Origin of the sequence: Rhodococcus sp. ENV425 (assembly GCF_002887785.1) — a bacterium.
In the GTDB taxonomy this organism is placed as follows: domain Bacteria; phylum Actinomycetota; class Actinomycetes; order Mycobacteriales; family Mycobacteriaceae; genus Rhodococcus; species Rhodococcus aetherivorans.
The window spans coordinates 27,206-45,481 of the sequence record NZ_PCZU01000041.1 but is presented as its reverse complement, the minus strand read 5'-3'; the positions used below and the strand labels follow the sequence as shown (position 1 = coordinate 45,481).

The following is an 18,276-nucleotide window of genomic DNA, read 5'->3' as shown; positions in this document are numbered from 1 at the left end:
ACCGCACCGAATCCCCGGGCCGGATCTGCCCCATCTTCCAGCGGTGACCGGAGACGACCGTGAGCGGGCACGCGAACCCGCCCAGGCTCGGGCCGTCCGGACCGAGCAGGATCGGGGTGTCGCCGGAGACGTTGAGTGCGCCCACCGAGTAGGGGTTGTCGTGCAGGTTCGACGGGTGCAGCCCGGCCTCGCCGCCGTCCGTCCGCGACCAGGTGGGCTTGGGGCCGTCCAGGCGGATGCCGGTGCGGTTCGCGTGGGACTGCACCGTCCACGTGGTGTCGTAGAACTGGGCCAGGTCGTCCTCGGTGAAGTAGGCCGGGGCGGGCTGCGGACCCTCGGTGACGGCGAGATGCCACGTGTGGGTGAACTCCGGGCGACGGTCCACGGGTACGGGTGCCGGGCCGGCAGGGGTGGGGGACTCCGCCACGCCGAGCACATCACCCGTGGCCACGGCTCTACCGGTGACGCCGCCGAAGCCGCCGAGGGTGAACGTCGCGGCGCTGCCGTGGTAGAGCGGGGCGTCGAGCCCGCCCCGCACCGCGACGTAGGTGCGCAGGCCCTGCTCGGCCGGGGCGCCGACGTCGAGCACGCCGCCGGCCGGCACCTCCACGGGCTCCCACATCGGCACGGGCACCCCGTCCACGGTGGCGACGACCGGGGCGCCGGTGACGCACACGAGCGTCGGGTCGGAGAACTTCAGGCGCGGGCCCTGCAGCGTGCATTCCAGCGCCGGTGCCCCCTCCGGGTTGCCGACGGCGCCGTTGGCCGCGCGCATCGACAGGTCGTCCATCGGGCCCGACGGCGGAATGCCGACCTCCCACAGGCCGATCCGGCCGGGGAAGTCCTGCACCGTGGTCATGGTGCCCGCGCGCAGCACGTCGATGCGGTGGCCCGTCGCCCGCACGTCCCGCAGCGTCGCGGTGGTGTGCGCGGCCTCGAGCACCGGCTCGGCGGTGCAGATGCGCCGCAGCTGCGGCAGGTTCGTCTGCACGCCGTACAGGTGGGTGTCGTCGAGCGCCTCGGCGAGCGCCGCGAACGCGGTGCGCCGGGACTCGCCGCGCACGATGATCTTGGCGAGCATCGGATCGTAGAACGAGCTCACCTCCGTGCCGGTGTCCACCCACGTCTCGACGCGGGTGTGGGCCGGGAACTCCACGGCGGTGAGCAGTCCGGCGCTGGGCCGGTAGTCGTGCCCCGGGTCCTCCGCGTACACGCGCGCCTCCACAGCGTGACCGGTGATCCGCGGTCCGCCGTCGGGCAGCGCGTCGAGCATCTCGGTCTCGCCCCGGCCCAGCCGCAGCATCCACTCGACCAGGTCCACACCGGTGACCTCCTCGGTGACCGGGTGCTCGACCTGCAGGCGGGTGTTCATCTCGAGGAACGACGCCTCGCCGCGTTCGACGTCGTATACGAATTCGACGGTCCCGGCGGAGCGGTAGCTCACCGACGAGGCGAGCCGGCGCGACGCCGCGAGCAGTTCCTCGACGACCGCGTCGGGCAGGTTCGGGGCGGGCGCCTCCTCGACGACCTTCTGGTTGCGACGCTGCAGCGAGCAGTCGCGCGTGCCGAGGCTGATCGTGCGGCCGCAGCCGTCGCCGAATACCTGCACCTCGATGTGGCGGGCGTGGGCGACGAACCGTTCGAGGAACACGCCCGACGAGGAGAAGTTCGCGGACGCGAGGCGCTGCACCCGCTCGTACGCGTCCCGCAGCTCGTCGGGGGTGTGACAGGCCTGCATGCCGATGCCACCCCCGCCGCCGACGGCCTTGAGCATCACGGGGTATCCGACGGTTTCGGCCGCGGCGACGGCGGCGTCGACGGACGCGAGCAGGCCGCTGCCTTCGACGAGCGGGACGCCGACGGCGCGCGCCGCCTCGCGAGCGGTGTGCTTGTCGCCGAAGACCCGCAGCTGCTCGGGCGTGGGCCCGATGAACGCGATGCCGGCCGCCTCGCAGGCGGCCGCGAATTCCGCGTTCTCCGAGAGGAACCCGTACCCGGGGTGGACCGCGCCGGCGCCGGTCGCGAGGGCGGCCTCGATCACCAGATCCGCCCGCAGGTACGACTCCGCGGCCGGGGCGGGACCGAGGCGCACAGCCATGTCCGCCATTTCGACGTGGGCGGCGGACGCGTCCGCATCCGAGTACACGGCGACGGTCTTCAGCCCCAGTGTGTGCGCCGAACGCATGATCCGGCAGGCGATCTCGCCACGGTTGGCGACGAGCAGGGTGTCGAAAGCGAACGTCACGACAGGCTCCTTCGGTGACGGGGAAGAGGAAGGTATGGGGGCGGAACCGGATGTCAGCGCGCGAACGACATCGCGGTGACGGCGCGGGTCACCCGGTCGAGCACCACCGCGAGGGATTCACCGATGTGCCGGTGCAGCAACCGGTGGGCACGCTCGAGCTCGTCGCCGAGCACGGCGTCGACGATGGCGAGGTGCTCGGCGATCGACGTCTCGATCCGGCTGTTGACCATGAAGTCGTACATCCGCACGTGCCGGATCCGGGAGTTGACCGACTCGAGCGAGCCCGCCAGTTCCGTGTTGCCCGATGCGGCGAGCAGTGCGACGTGGAACTCCTCGTCGAGCACCACGAAGCCCGGTTCCTGCTGCGGCGGGTCGGCGGACAGGCGCAACCACCGTTCGCGTTCGGCGGTGAGGGCGGCGCGGTCGTGCCGCACATCGGGATTGTCGATCGCCCGCGCAATGCCCTGCAGTTCCAGGGTGATCCGCAGCTCGTAGAGGTCGCGGATGCGGGGGATGCTCGGCGGCACCGGCGAGAATCCGTACTCCTCGCGGCGCAGCAGGCCGTCCGCGCACAGCATCGCGAGGGCTTCCCGGACCGGGGTGCGGGAGATGCCGAAGCGCGCGGACAGTTTCGGCTCGGTCAGCCGCTCACCGACCGGGATCGAGCCGTTCATCAGCTCGTTGCGCAGTTCCCGGTACACCCGCGTCCGGAGCGGTTGCGCCGTGGCTGTATCCGTACGTGTCGACATAGCTGTATACGCTATGGACGTCGTGTTTCGCCGAGATTGCCCGCGGTAAAGCGGCGGTTAGGAAGAACTCTCAGAAGTCCCGCTCGATGCGCAGCACGCCGATGGTGGTGGCAAGTCCGTCGTATTGCGCTACCAGCAGGCAGAATTCGACCATCCGCCGGTCGTCGAGGTGAGCGGCCAGCGCCTTCCACGTCCCGTCGGCGAGGTCCCTGGTGGTGACCAGCTCGTCGACGGCCGCGAGCATCGCCCGGTGCCGCGGGCTCCAGCCGGGGGCCCCGGGCCCGTCGAGGATGCGCTGCAGGATCTCCGGCGTGATCCCGGCGCGGCGGCCGAGCCGGGTGTGGTGGTCCAGCTCGTAGCCGCACTCGCGCAGGTGCGCCACGCGGAGGATGACCAGTTCGGATTCGAACCGGGGCAACCGCCCGAACGGCATGAGCTTCCCGGAGTAGTGCAGCCAGCCGCGGAACAGGCCACCGGTGCGGCCCAGGGTGCTGAACAGGTGCGCGTCCTTCGTGCCGGCCACCGTCGAGAGCACGCGCCAGGCCGCCCAGTTGAGCGGGCCGAGCTCCCTGAACCGTCCGGGCCGGATGCGAGGTGACATGCCGGTCAGTCTCGCACGGCGCGCGCCAATCGGGCCATCGTCCGGGCCTGCTCGGCGCGCTGCACCACCACCGCCCGGGACGTGTCGATGTGGGCGAGGAGCTGGGCGTGGGCGTCCTCGAGACGGCCCGCGAGCACCGACTCCGCCACGCAGATGTGCTCGTCGACGGTCGCCGTGATCCGGTCGTGCGTCAGGTAGTCGAACATGCGCACGGGCCGCACCTTCGCGTTCACGGTGGCCAGCGCGTCGCACAGGGCCGGGTTGCCGGCGGAGGCCAGCAACGCCAGGTGGAACTGTTCGTCGAGCCCGACGAAGCCCGCATCCGGCTCGGGCAGGTCACGGCGCAGCGCATACCACCGGTCGAGCTCGGCGCCGAGCACGTGGGGATCGTGCCGGATCGACGGATCGGCCAGCGCGCGACGGATCCCGCGCAGCTCCAACGTGGTCCGCAGCTCGTACAGATCGGCGAGGTCGTCGAAGCGCGGCCGGTAGGGGAACAGGCCCTGCTCGCGCCGCTCGACCAGCCCGTCGGACACCAGCCGCGCCAGCGCCTCCCGCACCGGCGTGCGGGAGACCCCGTACTGCTCGGCGAGGCGTTCCTCGCCGAGCCGTGCGTCCGGCGGCAGGACGCCCGTCATCAGGTCCGAACGCAGCGCCCGGTAGACCCGGTCGCGCCGCGTGCCACCGGTGCTCATCAGATCGCCATGGCCGCGCGGACGGTGCCGGCGGCATCCGTGCCGCCGTCGCCGGTGGCGGTGATGCGACCGGATTCGAGGACGTAGTACCGCTGGGCGGCGTGCAGGGCGAAGCCGATGTGCTGCTCGACGAGCAGCACCCCGAGGTCGCCGCGCCGGCTGAGTTCGACGACGGTGTTCTCGATCTCGGCGACGACCGACGGTTGGATGCCCTCGGTGGGTTCGTCGAGGATGAGCATGCGGGGCTCGGTGATCAGGGCGCGGGCGATCGCCAGCTGCTGGCGCTGGCCGCCGGAGAGCAGGCCGGCGCGTCGGTCCAGCAGCGGCACGAGGGCGGGGAACAGGTCGAGCATCTCGGCGACGAGCTGCTTGCCGCGTCTGCGCCCGTCGGCAACGACCTGCAGGTTCTCGGCGCAGGTGAGCTGGCCGAAGGATTGTTGTCCCTGGGGGACGTAGGCCAGGCCGCGGGCGACGCGCGCGGACGGCCGCAGCGCGGTGACGTCCTCGCCGTCGAACACGATCCGGCCGAAGGTGGTGGGCAGCAGGCCGACCGCGGCGCGCAGCAGGGTGGTCTTGCCGGCCCCGTTGTGGCCCATGACGGCGACGACCCCGTCGGCGGGGACGGTGAGGGTGGCCCCGTGGATGATCTCGGTGCGGCCGTAGCCGGTGCGCACGTCGACGAGCTCGAGCATGTCAGGCCTCCTGCGCGGCGGTCGCGGTGCCCAGGTAGACCTCCTGGACCTGGGGGTTGTTCTGCACCTCTTCGACGGTGCCGTCGGCGATGACCCGGCCCCGGGCCAGGACGGTGACGGAGGTGGCGAAGGCGCGCATGAAGTCCATGTCGTGTTCGACGACGACGACGGTGCGCTGCGCCCCGATCCGGCGCAGCAGCTGGCCGGTCTCCTCGCGTTCGTCGTGGCTCATCCCGGCGACCGGCTCGTCGAGCAGCAGCACGTCGGAGTTCTGCACGAGCAGCATGCCGATCTCGAGCCACTGCTTCTGCCCGTGCGCGAGGATGCCGGCGGGCACGTCGCGCAGGTCGGTCAGGCCGATCGTCTCGAGGGCTTCCTCGATCTGTGGCAGCACCGTCGTGCGGCGGCGCAGCAGCGACCACGGGGAGCGGCCGGAGCCGGCGGCGATGTCGAGGTTCTGCAGCACGGTGAGTTGTTCGAACACCGACGCGGTCTGGAAGGTGCGGCCCACACCGAGGCGGGCGATCTTGTGCACCTTCTTGCCGAGCAGTTCGATGCCGGACTTGGTGACCGACCCGGTGGCCGGCACCAGGCCGGTGACGGCGTCGACGAGGGTGGTCTTGCCGGCGCCGTTGGGGCCGATGAGGAAGCGCAGGTCGCCCTGCAACAGGGTCAGGTCCACCCCGTCGACGGCGGTGAAGCCGTCGAAGCTGACCCGCAGGTCGCGGATCTCGAGGTACTCGCTGGACATGCCGGCGTTGCCGCCGTAGTGGGGTTCGGTCATCTCACCGGCTCCATCGTCGTGGTCGGTTCGGGAATCGGCTGCGCCGGGCCGGTGCGGGGGCGGCGCCGGCGCAACGTCGCCAGCCCGGCCAGGCCGGCGGGGAAGAACCCGATCACGACGATGAACAGCAGGCCCTGGGCGTAGGTCCACGCGGAGGGGAAGTTCTCCGACAGGGCGGTCTGGGCCCACGCGACGCCGATGGCGCCGAGGACCGGGCCGAGCAGGGTCGTGCGTCCGCCGATGGCGACGCCGATGAGGAATGCGATGGAGGGGACGATGCCGACATCGGCGGGGGAGATGATGCCGACGATGGGCACGAACAGCGCCCCGGCGATGCCGGCGAAGAAGGCCGCCGCGGCGTAGGCGACGACCTTGACGTTGGCGGGGTCGTAGCCGAGGAAGCGGACCCGCTCCTCCTGGTCGCGCACGGCCACGAGCAGCTCGCCGTAGCGGGAGAACATCAGCTGCCGGGTGAGCGCGACGACGGCGAGCAGGACGCCCGCGGCGACGAAGAACAGCATCCGCTTGTTGGCCGGGTCGGCGAGGGACAGGCCGAAGAAGCTGCGGAAGCGGTTGAGCCCGTTCGATCCTCCGATCGACTGCTGGCCGATCAGCAGGATCGCGAAGGCGGCGGTCAGGGCCTGGGACAGGATCGCGAAGTAGGCGCCCTTGACGCGGCGTTTGAACACGCCGAGCCCGAGCAGCACCGCCACCAGGGCGGGCAGCACCAGGATCGCGACGATCGTCACCAGCGGAGAGGCGAACGGCGCCCAGTAGCCGGGCAATTCGCGGATGCCGGCGATCTGCATGAAGTCCGGGACGGTGTCGCCGCGCAGCCCGGCGTCGGCGATCTTCAGGTGCATCGCCATGAGGTAGGCACCGAGGCCGAAGAAGACGCCCTGGCCGAGGGTGAGCATGCCGCCGCGGCCCCACGCGAGACCGATGCCGACGGCGACGATCGCGAAGCACAGGAACTTTGCGAGCAGGTTCAGGCGGAAGTCCGACAGCACGGCCGGGGCGAGGGCGAACAGAACGAGTGCGGCGAGGGCGAACCCGGCCCACGTGCGGGCCGGTCCGGGTCGGGTGAGCGCCGGCAGACGTGTCGGGGCAGGCATCAGACCAGGCTCCTTGTCTTGACCGCGAACAGGCCCTGCGGCCGGACCTGCAGGAAGATCACGATGAGCACGAAGACGATCACCTTCGCGATCGATGCGGTGGTGGAGTATTCGATGAACGAGTTGAGCAGGCCGAGCGCGACGGCCGCGATGACGGCGCCCTCGATCCGTCCGAGGCCGCCGATGACGACCACCAGGAACGCGTCGATCAGGTAGGACTGGCCGATGGTGGGACTCGTGGAGCCGATCAGGGTCAGCGCCACTCCGGCCAGGCCGGCCAGGCCGGAGCCGAGGAAGAAGGTGGTGATGTCGGTGCGCCGCGACGAGATGCCCACGGTCTCGGCGAGATCGCGGTTCTGCACGACGGCCCGGATGCGCCGGCCCATCGGGGTGAACTTCATCGCCGCGATCAGGATCACCACACACACCACGGCCAGCGCGAGGATGAACAGCCGGGTCCTGGGCACCACCGCCCCGAGGATCTCCACGCCACCGGAGAGCCACTGCGGCGCAACCACGTTGACGGCGGGTGCGCCGAAGATGTCGCGGGCGGCCTGTTGTAGCAGCAGGCCCACGCCGAAGGTCACCAGCAGGGTGTCGAGCGGGCGGTGGTACATGCGGCGGATGAGGGTGACCTCGAGCAGCACCCCCATCACGCCGCCGACCAGGAAACCGACGAGCAGCGACACCAGCAGGGACACCCCGGCGGCCGAGACCACCTGCTGCACCACGTACGCGGTGTAGGAGCCGGCCATGATGAACTCGCCGTGGGCCATGTTGATCACGCCCATCTGCCCGAACGTCAGCGACAGGCCCAGCGCCGCCAGCAGCAGGATCGAACCGATGCTCAGGCCCGTGAACAACTGTCCTACAACGACATCCATTTCGCCTCCCTTCTCGTCGGCTTCCCGGTCACGGTGGTCAGCTGCCGGACAGGCCGGCGGCCCAGTCGTAGCTCTCGAGGTACGGGTCCGGCTCGATCGCCCCGTTCGACTCCCACACCGTGTAGATCAGTCCGTCGCCCCGGATCTCGCCGATGCGAGCCGTCTTGGTGATGTGGTGGTTGTCCCCGTCGATCGTGACGGTGCCCTCCGGTGCGTCGAACGAGACGCCGTCGGCCGCGGCCTGCACGTCGGCGACGGCGAACGAGTCCGCCTTCTCGACGGTGTTCTTCCACAGGTACACCGACGCGTACGCGGCCTCCATCGGGTCGGAGGTGGGCTTGTTCGCGCCGTACTTCGCCTTGTACGCGTCGACGAACGCCGTGTTCTCGGGGCCGTCCACGGTCTGGTAGTAGTTCCAGGCGGTGAGCTGGCCGGTGATGTTCTGCGCGCCGATTCCGACCACTTCCTCCTCGGCGATCGACACCGAGATCACCGGCATGTCGGCGGCGGTGAGGCCGACGTTGGAGTACTCGCGGAAGAAGGCGACGTTCGAGTCGCCGTTGAGGGTGTTGAACACCGCGTCCGCGTCGGCGGTGCGGACCTTGTTGACGATCGTGGAGAAGTCGGTGGACCCGAGCGGGGTGTAGTCCTCACCCTTGATCTCGATGCCGTTGGCCTCGGCGTACGCGCGGATGATGCGGTTCGCGGTCTGCGGGAAGACGTAGTCGCTGCCGACGAGGTAGAGGGACTTGACGCCCTTCTCCTTCAGGTAGTCCAGCGCCGGCACGATCTGCTGGTTGGTGGTCGCGCCGGTGTAGAAGATGTTCGGCGACGACTCGAGGCCCTCGTACTGCACGGGGTAGTACAGCAGCGCGTTGTTGTCCTCGAACACCGGCAGCATCGCCTTGCGGCTCGACGACGTCCACCCACCGAACACCGCGGCCACACAGTCGGAGCTGATCAGCTTCTCGGCCTTCTCGGCGAACACCGTCGGCTCCGACGCGCCGTCCTCGGCCACGATCCGGATCTGCTTGCCGAGAACGCCGCCGTTCGCATTGATCTCCTCGACGGCCAGTGCGATCGAGTCACGCACCGTGACCTCGGAGATTGCCATGGTGCCGGACAGCGAGTTCAGCGAACCGACCTTGATCGTGTCGCCGGAGGTGTCGACGCACGAGGCGGACCCGGCAGCGTCGGTACTGTCGGTGGCCTTGCTGCCGCAGGCGCTGAGCACGAGGCCGACGGCGGCCAGCGCGGCCGGCGCGGCGACGGCGCGCTTGGCGAACTTGGACGTGGCAACTGGCATGGAGGTGCCCTTCTTCGAAGGTGGGAGCCGGACGGGGCCCGGTGTATCCGGGCTGCGTATACAGCGCTGTATCCGTGGACCGAAGAGTAGGCGGCCGGTGTTGCATGGGAATGTCCTGCGGTGACGAGTTCGTGACCCGTATTACGGCTCGATTTCCGAACGCGCACACGCCGAGGTCCGGATGTATCCGCGCCTCCGCAGGACAGCGGCGCGCTCCTTTCATCGCGCGGCTGTCCTGCCGCCGTGCGGGTTTCCGGACGACCTACCGCCAGCGACGACGGGTGGCGGCGTCGATTCGCGCACGAACGTCGTCGAAGTGGAAGAGTTCCGACCACGTCCAGCGCACCACTTCGTATCCCTGTGCCCGGATCGCGTCTTCACGAAGCTTCTCGCGACGCACCGTCTCGGCGCTTGCGCCGGGGTCCGCAGACCGGTACTTGCCCATGCCGTCGAACTCGCCGACGACGCCGAACTCCTCCCGGAAGAAGTCGGTGCGCGCGACGAATGCGCCACCGGCTGTCCATATCTCGAATTGCAGGACCGGGCCGGGCAGACCTGCCGCCCGAATGCGGAGGCGGCTGATCGACTCGCCCGGGCTCTCGCTTCGTCCGTCCAGGAATGCGCACATTCGTCGAGCCGCCGCAATTCCGGTTCGCGTGTCGGCTGCTGTCAAGGCGGCCGGGAGTGCGGCGTGGGCCGCAGGCCGCAGCCTCAGTGCAGAGCCGCCCAGCACCACTGCACGGTCGGCATCCAGGCAGCGTGCCGTGTCGACGATCGTGCGCGCCGCCGAGGTCACCCGTATCCCGTCCACGATCTCCACATCGCTTGGTGCGAAAGGTGTTGCGTGCCCGTGTAGTTGGGAGGTGCGACGGCCGCCGGAGGGTCGATTCCGACTGACGTGGACCAGCGTGAGGTCCGGACGCCACAGAGCGAACCCGTGCACGACGGCGGCGGAGGTGTGGCTCATCACGGCCTCGGGGCCGAGCTTGGCGGCGGCCGCGCGTACGCGCACCAGGCGCCGGCCGGCGTCGTCGAGGTCGGCTGCGATCTCCCTGGGCAGGTGGACGCCTGCGTCGAGACGCTCGAGGGCGCCGGTGCGCAGTGCTCGGCGGATCTCGTCCTCGGTGAGCCCGGAGCGGACAGCGTCGCGCCGCATGATCGGGTGTGGTCGGTCATGGCGAACACGGTGCCCCGACGGAGGGGCCCTTCGACGTGAACTCCGCGCTCCGGACCGGATCTGGGGAGCGATCGTCCGGTTGTGGAGAAAATCGATGACGCACTGCCGCGCCGTCTCACGACCATCCTGGCAATCAGCGGGGTTGGGCGCGCGGCTGTCCGGCCGTCGCGCGGGTGTCACTTGATGAGGTAGGGGGACACGGAGCTCTGGTGCTCGTTGATGACGAGCTCCTTCCCGAGGGGCGGGAACGCGCGCTGGGGGCAGTTCAGCCGCTCGCACACGCGGCAGCCGGAGCCGATGGGGGTACCGGGGTTGCTGTCGTCGAGGTCGAGGCCGTCGGCGTAGACGAGGCGGTGCGCGTGGCGCAGCTCGCAGCCGAGGCCGATCGCGAACGTCTTCGACGGCTGGCCGTAGCGGGCGGCGCGGCGCTCGACCGTGCGGGCGACCCACAGGTAGCGACGCCCGTCGGGCATCTGCGCGAGCTGGGTCATGATCTTGCCCGGGTACGCGAAGGTCTCGTACACGTTCCACAGGGGACAGGTCCCGCCGCTGGTGGAGAAGTGGAAGCCGGTGGCGGACTGGCGCTTGGACATGTTGCCCGCCCGGTCGACGCGGACGAACGAGAACGGCACGCCGCGCAGCTTCGGCCGCTGCAGGGTCGACATCCGGTGGGCGATGGTCTCGTAGCTGACGGCGTAGAAGGCGGAGAGCCGCTCGACGTCGTATCGGAAGTCCTCGGCCATCTCGTGGAACTGCGCGTAGGGCAGCATGATCGCCGCGGCGAAGTAGTTGGCGAGGCCGTGGCGGGCCAGGGCGAGGGAGGCCTCGCTGGTGAACGCGCCCTCGGCGACCAGCTTCTCGATCAGCTCCCCGCACTCGAGGTAGGCGAGCTCGGTGGCGAGCTTGAAGACCTGCTGGCCGCCCGACAGCCGCGCGGAGATCTCGAGGACGCGCGTGGCGGGGTCGAACCGGTGCAGGACGTTCTCGCCGAGGTCGACGCGACGGACGAGCTGTACGTCGTGCACCGTCTCCATGCGCTTGATGATGCCGCCGGAGATGTCGCCGCGATGGAAGCGGATCCGGGTGGCGAGTTCCTCGGCGGCGGTGTCGAGATCGTGCAGGTAGTTCTGCCGCTGGTAGAAGTAGTCGCGGACCTCTTCGTGCGGCATGGTGATAGTGCCGCTGCCGCTGCCGTCGCTGTAGCGGTCCTCGGTGGCGGCGGCGAGCTGGGCGGTGGTGTTGCGGAACCGCCGGTGCATGTTGACCATGGCCCGCGCCAGCCCGGGGTGCGCCGACACCATCGCGGCGATCTCCTGGGCGTCGGCGTCGATGCCCATCTCCTGATCGAGAGCCACCTCCCGCATCTCGGCGATGAGCCGGGTGTCGTCCTGGGACGAGAAGAACGTGGTGTCGACACCGAAGACCTCGCTGATGCGCAGCAGGACCGGTACGGTGAGCGGCCGCACGTCGTGCTCGATCTGGTTGAGGTAGCTGGCCGAGATCTCCAGGGTCTTGGCCAGCGCCGCTTGGCTGAGTCCCCGCTCGGTGCGCAGCTGGCGCAGGCGGGCGCCGACGAACGTCTTTGGCATCAGCCCAGCGTACGAGCGTCTACGCAGCTTCGCAACGACAGGTTCGCAACGTTAGCGCTCTACTCGAGTCCCAGCCAGGACCCCGGCGCGAAGGCCTCGTAGTGGACGGCGTCGGGCGATACTCCCGCGCCGAGCAACGTCTGCCGGATCGACCGCATGAACGGGACGGGACCGCACACGTACACCTGCGGATCCTTCGGCAGCTCGACCCCGTCGAGCGGGGTGTGGCCGTCCTCGCGGAGCTCTTCGAACTCGGAGTAGCGGGTCAGCATGCGGGCCCGCGGCAGACGGTCGACCAGGGCCTGCGTCTCGGCGCGCCGCGCATGGTCGTAGCTGGACCGGTCGACGTGCACGACCAGGACCTCGCGCTCGGAGCGGTGCGCCGCCAGGTGCTGCAGCGCCGCGAGCGTCGGGGTGACGCCGATGCCGGCGGAGATCAGCACCAGGGGAGCGTCGGCGTCCTCGACGACGAGGCTGCCGAACGGATGCGAGACGACGAGCTCGGTGCCGATGCCGACGCCGCCGACGAGGAGCTGGGAGACGATCCCGCCCGGGACCCGCTTGACGGTGACGGCCCACTCACCCGGGACGTGGCTGCGCACGAGGGTGTACTGGCGGATCTGCCGGGTGCCGTCTCCCAGGGTGGTCGCGACGGAGATGTACTGTCCGGGAAGGAAATCCGGAAGCGGGCTGCCGTCGAGGGAGCGCAGGGTCAGGGTCGCGACCTCCGCGCCGTCGAACTGGACGTCGGTGACCACGACGACGCGCCAGATCTGACCGGGCCGGACGCCGGCCTTGTCGTAGAGTGCCGACTCCTGCTCGATGAGCGAGTTGGCCATCAGCGTGTAGACCTCGCGCCAGGCCGCGGCGACCTCGGGGGTGACCGCGTCGCCGAGCACCTCGCCGATCGCGGCGAACAGCTGGTGCCGGACCACGTCGTAGTGGGGGGCCTGGACGCCGAGCGAGGCGTGCTTGGCGGCGATCCGGGCCATGATCGCGTCGATGTCGGCGGCGTCCTCGGTGACGAGCAGCGTCGCGAAGGCGGCGACCGAGCTCGCGAGCGCCTTCTGCTGCTCCCGGTTCTCCTGGTTGGTGCGGTTGAACAGGTCGGTCCGCAGCGACGGCGCGGCCGCGAAGAGCTTTTCGTAGAACAGTTCGGAGATCTGGCCGATGTGGGCGCCGACGACCGGGAGGGTGGCCTCGATCACCGGCTTCGACGTGGCGGAAAGGATGGCGCCCTCCTCGACTCGTGTGCGAGTGGGGAGTGGGCACGCCCGAGCGGCGTGACCGGCCCCGACTGGTCAACGCGCACATGCTAGTCGAGCGATCCTGGCCGACCCCCGATTCGACCGGGGCGACTTCCCGATTTGCCGGGCCTCCGGGTGTGAAACTCGTCACAATCTCCGTGGTGATCCGCGGCTCCGTCGCTGGTGGGCCGCGGGTGCGGGGCGGTGTCGTCGGCTGCCGGGCGGCGCGCCCGCCGGGGAACAATGCCGAGGTGATTGCTACCGACGGGTAGCTATCGGGGTCCGGGCCGGGTTCGTTGGACGCGCCAAAGGTTTACAACATTTGCAAAGCCTGGGGAAAAACTAGCGAAGATTGGCACTAGCAACAGGTAGACGGCACTTTCCGGGTGTGTCATTGTCGAGTGGTACATCCGAAAGGTTCGCGAAGGATGTGAAGTAGTACGCACGTACTGCAGAGCGTCCGGCGCGGATCCGATCTAGAGAGTGGAGCTTAGATGTCGACCACCGGCACCCCGAGGACCGCTGAGGAAATCCAGAAGGATTGGGACACCAACCCGCGCTGGAAGGGGATCACCCGCAACTACACGGCCGAGCAGGTCGTCAAGCTGCAGGGCACCGTCGTCGAGGAAGCCACCCTCGCCCGCCGCGGCTCGGAGATCCTGTGGGATCTCGTGAACAACGAGGACTACATCAACTCGCTGGGCGCCCTCACCGGCAACCAGGCCGTGCAGCAGGTCCGCGCCGGCCTCAAGGCCATCTACCTGTCCGGCTGGCAGGTCGCCGGTGACGCGAACCTGTCCGGCCACACCTACCCGGACCAGTCGCTGTACCCGGCGAACTCGGTGCCGCAGGTCGTCCGCCGCATCAACAACGCGCTGCTGCGCGCCGACGAGATCGCCAAGATCGAGGGCGACACCTCGGTCGACAACTGGCTCGCCCCGATCGTCGCCGACGGTGAGGCCGGCTTCGGTGGCGCGCTCAACGTCTACGAGCTGCAGAAGGCCATGATCGCGGCCGGTGTCGCCGGCTCGCACTGGGAGGACCAGCTCGCGTCGGAGAAGAAGTGCGGTCACCTCGGTGGCAAGGTGCTCATCCCGACCCAGCAGCACATCCGCACCCTGACCTCGGCTCGCCTCGCGGCCGACGTCGCCGACGTCCCGACGGTCGTCATCGCCCGCACCGACGCCGAGGCGGCGACGCTGCTGACCTCCGACGTCGACGAGCGTGACCGTGAGTTCCTCGACGGCACCCGCACCGCCGAGGGCTTCTACGGCGTCAAGAACGGCATCGAGCCCTGCATCGCGCGTGCCAAGGCCTACGCGCCGTACTCCGATCTGATCTGGATGGAGACCGGCGTGCCGGACCTCGAGGTCGCCAAGAAGTTCGCCGAGGCCGTCCGCAGCGAGTTCCCGGACCAGCTGCTCGCCTACAACTGCTCGCCGTCCTTCAACTGGAAGGCGCACCTGGACGACGCGACCATCGCGAAGTTCCAGAAGGAGCTCGGCGCGATGGGCTTCAAGTTCCAGTTCATCACCCTCGCCGGCTTCCACTCGCTCAACTACGGCATGTTCGACCTGGCCCACGGCTACGCCCGCCAGGGGATGACCGCGTTCGTCGACCTGCAGGAGCGCGAGTTCAAGGCCGCCGCGGAGCGTGGTTTCACCGCCGTCAAGCACCAGCGTGAGGTCGGCGCCGGCTACTTCGACGCCATCGCCACCACCGTCGACCCGAACACCTCCACGGCAGCCCTGAAGGGCTCCACCGAGGAGGGCCAGTTCCACTAGGAACCGGCAACCGGATGTAGGTGCGCGGCGGGATCTCGGACGACCAGGTCCCGCCGCCGCCGTATCCACCCCCTGTCAGAACCCCTTTCACGACCCCCCACATGACGAGTAGGAGCTGACGTGACCAGCGAAAAGATTCAGCGCGTCGGCGTGATCGGCGCCGGGATCATGGGCGCAGGTATCGCCGAGGTGTGCGCACGCGCTCATGTCGACGTACTTGTGTACGAGCAGACCCGCGAGCTCGCGGCTGCCGGGCGTGCCCGCATCCTCCGGTCCCTCGATCGCGGTGTCAGCAGCGGCAAGATCACCGAACGGGAGCGTGAGCAGGCCGCCTGGCGGCTGCGCTTCACCTCCGACCTCGGCGACTTCGCCGATCGCCAGCTCGTCGTGGAGGCGGTCGTCGAGGACGAGAAGGTCAAGGCCGAGATCTTCGCGGAACTCGACAAGATCGTCACGGATCCGAACGCGGTGCTGGCGTCCAACACCTCGTCGATCCCGATCATGAAGCTGGGCATCGCCACCACCCGGCCCGAGCGGGTCATCGGCATGCACTTCTTCAATCCGGTTCCGGTGCTGCCGCTGGTCGAGCTGGTCACCACGCTCAAGACCGGCCCCGCGGTCTCCCAGCGTGCGGAGGCCTTCGCCTCCGAGGTGCTCGGCAAGCAGGTCGTCCGGTCCTCCGACCGGGCCGGCTTCATCGCCAACGCGCTTCTCGTGCCCTACCTGCTGTCGGCGATCCGGATGGTCGAGTCCGGCTTTGCCACCAAGGAGGACATCGACAAGGCGATGGTCCTCGGGTGTGCCCACCCGATGGGTCCGCTCGCGCTCACCGATCTGGTGGGCCTGGACACGGTCAAGTCGATCGCCGACTCGATGTACGGGGAGTTCAAGGAGCCGCTGTACTCGGCTCCGCCGCTCCTGCTGCGTATGGTCGAGGCCGGCCTCGTCGGCAAGAAGTCGGGCGCCGGCTTCTACGAATATGCCGACAACGGTCGTGCCGCCAAGAAAGTCAGCTAGGTAGGTAGCACCACACCGCACCTCGGCGCCCGTGTGCCGACAGCACAGCCGTCGCGCTGACTGTCGGGACACGGGCGCGAGGTGCATCGAGGGAAAGGTCGACCCCGAATGGCCAGCACTGCAGACGGATACGGCTCGAGCATCCTCGGGTATCCGCGCATCGGACCCCGTCGTGAACTCAAGCGTGCCCTCGAGGCCTACTGGCACGGCACCGGCACCCGCGACGAGCTCGTCGCGGTGGCCCGCGAGATCCAGGAGTCCACCTGGAGCGAGCTCGCCGCCACCGGGCTCACCCAGGTGCCCGGTAACACGTTCTCCTACTACGATCACGTGCTCGACAACGCGCTGCTGTTCGGTGCGATCCCCGAGCGGTTCCGCCCGCTCGTCGGCGAGCTCGACCCGCTCGACTTCTACTTCACGCTGTGCCGGGGCCGCGAGGACTTCCCGCCGCTCGAGCTGGTCCGCTGGTTCGGCAGCAACTACCACTACCGGCAGCCCGAGCTCGACGAGAACACCACCTTCGCGCTGAACTCGGCGGCGGTGCTCGACGAGTTCGAGCGCGCCAAGGCCCGCGGCATCGACCTGCGCCCGGTCGTACTCGGTCCGGTGTCGCTGCTGCTGCTGTCCAAGGTCTCGCAGACGTCGGAGCAGGACGGGTTCTCCACCCTCGAGCTGCTCGACCGGCTGCTGCCCGAGTACGAGAAGCTGTTCGCGGAGCTCGCGCGCGCCGGCGCCTGGTGCGTGCAGCTCGACGAGCCCTCCTTCACCGAGGACCGCACCCCGGAGGAGCTCGCGGCCTTCGCGCGCGCCTACGACACGCTCTCCCACGCGCCGCTGCGCCCGCGCCTCCTCGTCACAGGCCCCTACGGTCACCTCGGCGAGGCGTTGCCCATCCTGGCCGCCACCAAGGTCGAGGCCATCGGTCTCGACCTGGTCAACGGCCGGATGAGCGCGGAGGAGCTGGCCGCGGTGCCGGGCCTCAAGCGCAAGCGCATCTACGCGGGGGTCGTCGACGGCCGCAACGTATGGAAGGCCGACCGGCACCGCACGCTCGAGTACCTGAGCAGCCTCGCGGCCGTGACGCCCGACCTGGTGGTCTCCACGTCGTGCTCGCTGCTGCACGTGCCCTACGACGTGCTCGCCGAGTACGACATCCCCGGCGACGTGGCGGACCGGCTGGCCTTCGCCAAGCAGAAGGTGGGCGAGGTGGTCTCGCTCGCCAAGGCGCTGACCACCGGCGCGGAGGAGCGGTGGCGCAAGCCGCCGACGTCGGTGCACTTCAAGCAGAAGCACGCGATCCGCGCCCGCGTCAACGCCCTGCGGCCCGAGCACCGGCGCCGCGTCCCGTACGAGGAGCGGCGCGCCGCGCAGCAGGAGCGGCTGAAGCTGCCGCCGGTGCCGGCGACCACGCTGGGGTCGTTCCCGCAGACGGACGAGATCCGCAAGGCCCGCTACGAGCTGGGCGAGGGCCGCATGTCGTGGGACGACTACGTCAAGCGCATCCAGGAGGAGATCGAGTCCACCGTCCGGCTGCAGGAGGACATCGGCCTCGACGTGCTCGTCCACGGTGAGCACGAGCGCAACGACATGATCCAGTACTTCGCCGAGCTGCTCGAGGGCTTCGCCACGACGCACTTCGGCTGGGTGCAGGCGTACGGGTCGCGGTGCACGCGCCCGCCGATCCTCTACGGCGACATCGTGCGGCCGAAGCCGATGACGGTGGAGTGGATCGCGTTCGCGCAGTCGCTGACCGACAAGCCGGTCAAGGGCATGCTCACGGGCCCGGTCACGATGCTGGCGCGGTCGTATGTGCGTCAGGACCAGCCCCTGCACGAGACGGCCGACCAGTTGGCGCTCGCCATCCGCGACGAGATCGCCGACCTCGAGCGGGCGGGCATCGCCATCATCCAGGTCGACGAGCCCGCCATCCGGGAACTGCTGCCGTTGCGGCAGGACGGCCGGGCCGAGTACCTGGACTGGGCGGTCGACGCGTTCCGGCTCGCGACCGGGGGCGCCAAGCCCGAGACGCAGATCCACACGCACCTGACCTACTCCGGTCAGGCGTCGGTGGTCGACGCGATCGAACGGCTCGACGCGGACGTCACGGCGATCGTCGCGACCCGCTCGATCCGCTGGGTGCTCGAGGCCATCAAGGACAAGGCCCTCACGCACGGTGTCGGCCCCGGAGTCTACGAGAGCCGATCGGCACGCATCCCCGACATCGACGAACTCGACGAACTGCTCAGCACCGCAGCGGAATCCGTCGAACTCGACCGCTTGTGGGCGAATCCGGACGGCGGGCTCAAGACCCGGCACTACTGGCAGCTCGAGCCGTCGCTGCGCAACCTCGTCGCCGCCGCACGTCGTCTGCGGCGACGCGCGGCCGGACAG

The 18,276-nt window shown here is 69.6% G+C and carries 15 protein-coding genes; 3 read left to right on the top strand and 12 right to left on the bottom strand.

What is annotated here, in order from left to right; translation table 11 throughout:
- The 12 genes from CQZ88_RS03130 to CQZ88_RS03075 form a co-directional block, all read right to left on the bottom strand.
- On the bottom strand, positions 1 to 2,185 hold a 2,185-nt coding region (locus CQZ88_RS03130), incomplete at its 3' end, for a 5-oxoprolinase/urea amidolyase family protein (RefSeq protein WP_258008426.1).
- 113 nt (positions 2,186 to 2,298) lie between these two features.
- Positions 2,299 to 2,994: a GntR family transcriptional regulator gene (locus CQZ88_RS03125; RefSeq protein ID WP_065922281.1), complete on the bottom strand. Its 696-nt coding sequence runs from the start codon at positions 2,992 to 2,994 to the stop codon at positions 2,299 to 2,301.
- A gap of 70 nt (positions 2,995 to 3,064) precedes the next feature.
- Positions 3,065 to 3,595, bottom strand: a complete 531-nt coding sequence (locus CQZ88_RS03120; RefSeq protein ID WP_065922282.1) for a carboxymuconolactone decarboxylase family protein — start codon at positions 3,593 to 3,595, stop codon at positions 3,065 to 3,067.
- A gap of 5 nt (positions 3,596 to 3,600) precedes the next feature.
- Positions 3,601 to 4,290, bottom strand: coding sequence for a GntR family transcriptional regulator (locus tag CQZ88_RS03115; protein ID WP_006932958.1), 690 nt, complete (start codon positions 4,288 to 4,290; stop codon positions 3,601 to 3,603).
- A complete protein-coding gene (gene urtE, locus CQZ88_RS03110; protein ID WP_006932959.1) occupies positions 4,290 to 4,982 on the bottom strand; it encodes an urea ABC transporter ATP-binding subunit UrtE in 693 nt (230 codons plus the stop codon). Before urtE ends, CQZ88_RS03115 begins: the two co-directional genes overlap by 1 nt.
- Before the next feature lies 1 nt (position 4,983).
- Entirely contained in the window at positions 4,984 to 5,766 is a 783-nt protein-coding gene (urtD, locus tag CQZ88_RS03105; RefSeq protein ID WP_006932961.1) for an urea ABC transporter ATP-binding protein UrtD, read from the bottom strand.
- Complete coding sequence (gene urtC / locus CQZ88_RS03100; protein ID WP_102799240.1) at positions 5,763 to 6,881, bottom strand: urea ABC transporter permease subunit UrtC; 1,119 nt, start codon at positions 6,879 to 6,881, stop codon at positions 5,763 to 5,765. Before urtC ends, urtD begins: the two co-directional genes overlap by 4 nt.
- On the bottom strand, positions 6,881 to 7,765 hold the full coding sequence (urtB, locus tag CQZ88_RS03095; RefSeq protein WP_006932965.1) for an urea ABC transporter permease subunit UrtB: 885 nt from the start codon (positions 7,763 to 7,765) through the stop codon (positions 6,881 to 6,883). Before urtB ends, urtC begins: the two co-directional genes overlap by 1 nt.
- Positions 7,766 to 7,802: 37 nt before the next feature.
- Positions 7,803 to 9,071 carry an urea ABC transporter substrate-binding protein gene (gene urtA, locus CQZ88_RS03090; RefSeq protein ID WP_006932975.1) on the bottom strand — a complete coding sequence of 423 codons (1,269 nt, stop codon included), beginning with the start codon at positions 9,069 to 9,071 and terminating at the stop codon, positions 7,803 to 7,805.
- 262 nt (positions 9,072 to 9,333) lie between these two features.
- A complete protein-coding gene (locus CQZ88_RS32260) occupies positions 9,334 to 9,891 on the bottom strand; it encodes a hypothetical protein (protein ID WP_308410782.1) in 558 nt (185 codons plus the stop codon).
- Positions 9,892 to 10,424: 533 nt separating this feature from the next.
- On the bottom strand, positions 10,425 to 11,837 hold the full coding sequence (gene ramB, locus CQZ88_RS03080; RefSeq protein ID WP_006932979.1) for an acetate metabolism transcriptional regulator RamB: 1,413 nt from the start codon (positions 11,835 to 11,837) through the stop codon (positions 10,425 to 10,427).
- Between the two features lie 59 nt (positions 11,838 to 11,896).
- Entirely contained in the window at positions 11,897 to 13,045 is a 1,149-nt protein-coding gene (locus CQZ88_RS03075) for a globin domain-containing protein (protein ID WP_065922284.1), read from the bottom strand.
- 533 nt (positions 13,046 to 13,578) lie between these two features.
- Between CQZ88_RS03075 and aceA the strand changes: the two genes are divergently transcribed.
- The 3 genes from aceA to metE all read left to right on the top strand — a co-directional run.
- The gene (gene aceA / locus CQZ88_RS03070; protein WP_006932982.1) at positions 13,579 to 14,868 is read left to right on the top strand and encodes an isocitrate lyase; all 1,290 of its coding nucleotides are present in this window, start codon (positions 13,579 to 13,581) and stop codon (positions 14,866 to 14,868) included.
- Positions 14,869 to 14,988: 120 nt separating this feature from the next.
- Positions 14,989 to 15,885, top strand: coding sequence for a 3-hydroxybutyryl-CoA dehydrogenase (locus tag CQZ88_RS03065; protein WP_006932984.1), 897 nt, complete (start codon positions 14,989 to 14,991; stop codon positions 15,883 to 15,885).
- Positions 15,886 to 15,993: 108 nt separating this feature from the next.
- Positions 15,994 to 18,276 (top strand): 5-methyltetrahydropteroyltriglutamate--homocysteine S-methyltransferase (gene metE / locus CQZ88_RS03060; protein WP_006932986.1); only part of this gene is annotated, 2,283 nt, incomplete at its 3' end.